Source organism: Candidatus Lokiarchaeota archaeon (assembly GCA_014730275.1).
Taxonomy (GTDB): Archaea; Asgardarchaeota; Thorarchaeia; order Thorarchaeales; family Thorarchaeaceae; genus WJIL01.
Map to the genome: position 1 here is coordinate 1 of WJIL01000072.1, position 3014 is coordinate 3014.

A 3014-nucleotide genomic window follows, 5' to 3' on the forward strand; every position below is an offset into this window, starting at 1 on the left:
GGATATTCTGTTGGCATACGAGGTTGTAGCGGTGGGGGATGCATGTTTTAAGCAGTCAAGAAAATCCTCTAGAAGGTGTCAAACGTGTCAAATATAGCAATCAAAGCTTCTAACATTGGAAAACTGTATCAAATTGGAGGAAGTACTGTCCGTTATCAAACACTGCGGGATAATCTGGCTTCCCTGTTGAGATTGAGAGCCAGCTCTAAAGAATCGGAGACGTCGGATGGTATGGACAATTCCATATGGGCGGTCAGAGATGTGTCCTTTGATGTGTATAGAGGAGAAGTTGTAGGATTGATAGGGCGGAACGGAGCCGGAAAGAGCACTCTACTTAAAATGCTGGCGCGTATTACAGAACCGACCAAAGGACGAGCAGAAATTTTCGGTCGTGTAGGTTGTCTATTGGAAGTAGGTACAGGGTTTCATCAAGAGTTGACCGGTAGAGAAAACATCTTTTTCAACGGCTCAGTGCTTGGATTGAAATACAATGAAATCAAACGTAAGTTTGATGAGATCGTTGATTTCGCAGGTGTTGAGCAATTTCTGGACACACCCGTCAAGCGTTATTCTAGTGGCATGCAAGTAAGGTTGGCATTTGCAGTCGCAGCTCATCTTGATCCAGAAATACTGCTAGTCGATGAGGTGCTGGCTGTAGGAGATATCGCATTTCAGCAAAAGTGCCTTAACCGAGTGGGTGAAATCGCTAAATCAGGACGGACCGTCATTGTTGTAAGCCACAATATGACTTCCATCGCAAGGTTTTGCAGCCGTGTATTCCTCTTGGATAGGGGTTGTCTTAAATATGATGGTGATGTAAAAACAGGCATCGGGAAATATGTAGGTAGCACAAAAAAGAACTCAGAATTCAAAAATCTAAAAAAAGAATTGGCAGCACTCCCCCAGGATCCAGATTTCGAACTGCTAAACGTTATAGTTATACAGGAGGGAAGCCCGTCAAGACGTTTTATGAGCAACAAACCAATTTCTGTAACGATTGAATACCGGGTAAGGCGCCAAGTTACTGGATTGCGAGTTGGCTTTGATCTTAAGCGGAGTGATACTGGGATAACAGCTTTCCGCAGTTTCCACGATGATACTGACACCGAAATCGTAGCCACGCAACCGGGACACTATGTATCTGAAACGCAGATTCCAGCAGAGTTGCTCGCCGAAAAGGATTACTTCATCGACATTTCGGTTCTCATCTACAACATCCGCTGGGTTATTCATGAGCAAATTGTTTATCCATTCAGTGTTATTCCAAGCAATAGACATTCAAACCTGTACGCAGACAAGAAATACCCAGGAACTGTGATGCCCCTTATGAAATGGAACACTTGTAGGGCTGACTGATAACTTTGCAACAGCCCAAATAGGAATGCAGGTATGAGACCCCCCCCGCTTTGGGCCTCAGAAAACACTGTTTTCGGAATGGTGGGTCTATTTTGGGATCAACGTTACTGATTGAGGGTCTACGGTGCTTCAATCAGTTCGATCCAAACGACCAACCATTTCACAGGAAGAGATATGCCGACCAGTCATTTTGATCAACTGAATGAAATTATTGAGCTCATAGTGCTGACTCAGCCACGGAGATTGCTGGACATAGGTGTAGGCTTCGGCAAGTATGGTTTCCTCGCAAGGGAGTATCTAGAATTTCACGGAGAAGGCCAAACAAAGGAATATAACAGGTGGCAAAGACGTATCGAAGGCATTGAGATATTCAAGGATTATCTTACACCTGTTCACCAATTCATTTACGACGAGATATATATTGGAAATGCCATTAGGATTTTACCTCAGCTTGGTGATGATTACGATCTCGTTCTACTTATTGATGTTCTAGAGCACTTTGACAGTGAAACGGGGCAATGTTTGGTGGACGAGTGTGATAGACACTGCCGGAATCTTCTTATATCGACTCCGAAAAGGCCCGCCATGCAAGGAGCAGTCTTCGGAAACCCGAACGAGAGACATCAATCTCAGTGGAACAAACAGGATTTCGCACGATTCAAGGACAAGCTTATCGTGCGCAATCGCCACTCGTGGATTTTTTATATCGGTGCTGACTCAGGGCGAATTGCTGACGCCCTGCGGTGGAAAACCTGGGGACCCATTCATTCAAGATTGAGTGCAGTTCTCAGTTTATTCTGCCCTCCGGCCCTAAAGCTTTGGAGAAAACTTCAGCAACATCGCAGGAGAACCTCGAACTCCAAGAACTCACTGCGTTGAAACCGCCTTTAGTCCGAGAGACCTTAACGTTATGAACTCTTTAGCATCCTCCCAATTGCAGTCCTTGAACCACGATTCCGAAAGGCTTGAACTCGGGGCAATACTGAAGATATTGTCCATTGTTCTTGCCCTTCATGGAGCTATCCTACCGCCATGTCCGACTATAGCTGCTTCAACTGGGCACCTAGCAGCACAGACTATTTCGTGGCAGATACATGAGGTCGTGCCTGAATCATCCGATATTCACTACAACAATTGCAGCGTTGCAGTTGATTCTAATGGTATTGCCCATGTCTTCTTCACAGGCGGGAAAAATGCAGAGGATCGAGACACGATATATTACTATGTACCCACCAGTCCAAGTCCTCCGCTGGACGTATTAGTAGCTCCAACTCTTACATGGGCTGGGGCACAACTTATGGAGGCGGAATACAGCCCAGGTACCGATTCGCTTATCCTACTCTGGACAGAAGGCTGGGGTGGAGAGCTATTTCTAAGCAATGTCCCCGTAGACCTTGCCCTTGATGTGCGCGCTTGGAGCACGCATTTCATATCCCATGATGTCATTACTGCCTCTTTGGTTGTGGGAAAAGGCGGTGAATTGCATGTGGCTTTCTTCACCTTTGCGGGAGTTACAGCGAATTATACCTCTTCTAGTGATGACGGGGAAACTTGGTCTCACCCCCGAATACTCCACTCACTCCCTTCTGCCGAAGAAGCTGCTTTTATCCACGCTCGCATGACAGAAGATGAAACAGGATTATTACACCTGACGTGGA

Annotated in this window: 3 protein-coding genes; all 3 read left to right on the forward strand. The window is 45.9% G+C overall.

The genetic code is table 11. From position 1 onward, the window contains the following. Positions 1 to 84: 84 nt before the first annotated feature. A complete protein-coding gene (locus tag GF309_08595) occupies positions 85 to 1356 on the forward strand; it encodes an ATP-binding cassette domain-containing protein (protein ID MBD3158830.1) in 1272 nt (423 codons plus the stop codon). 174 nt (positions 1357 to 1530) lie between these two features. Further along, a complete protein-coding gene (locus tag GF309_08600; protein ID MBD3158831.1) occupies positions 1531 to 2235 on the forward strand; it encodes a hypothetical protein in 705 nt (234 codons plus the stop codon). Positions 2236 to 2266: 31 nt separating this feature from the next. Then, positions 2267 to 3014 (forward strand): hypothetical protein (locus GF309_08605; GenBank protein ID MBD3158832.1); only part of this gene is annotated, 748 nt, incomplete at its 3' end.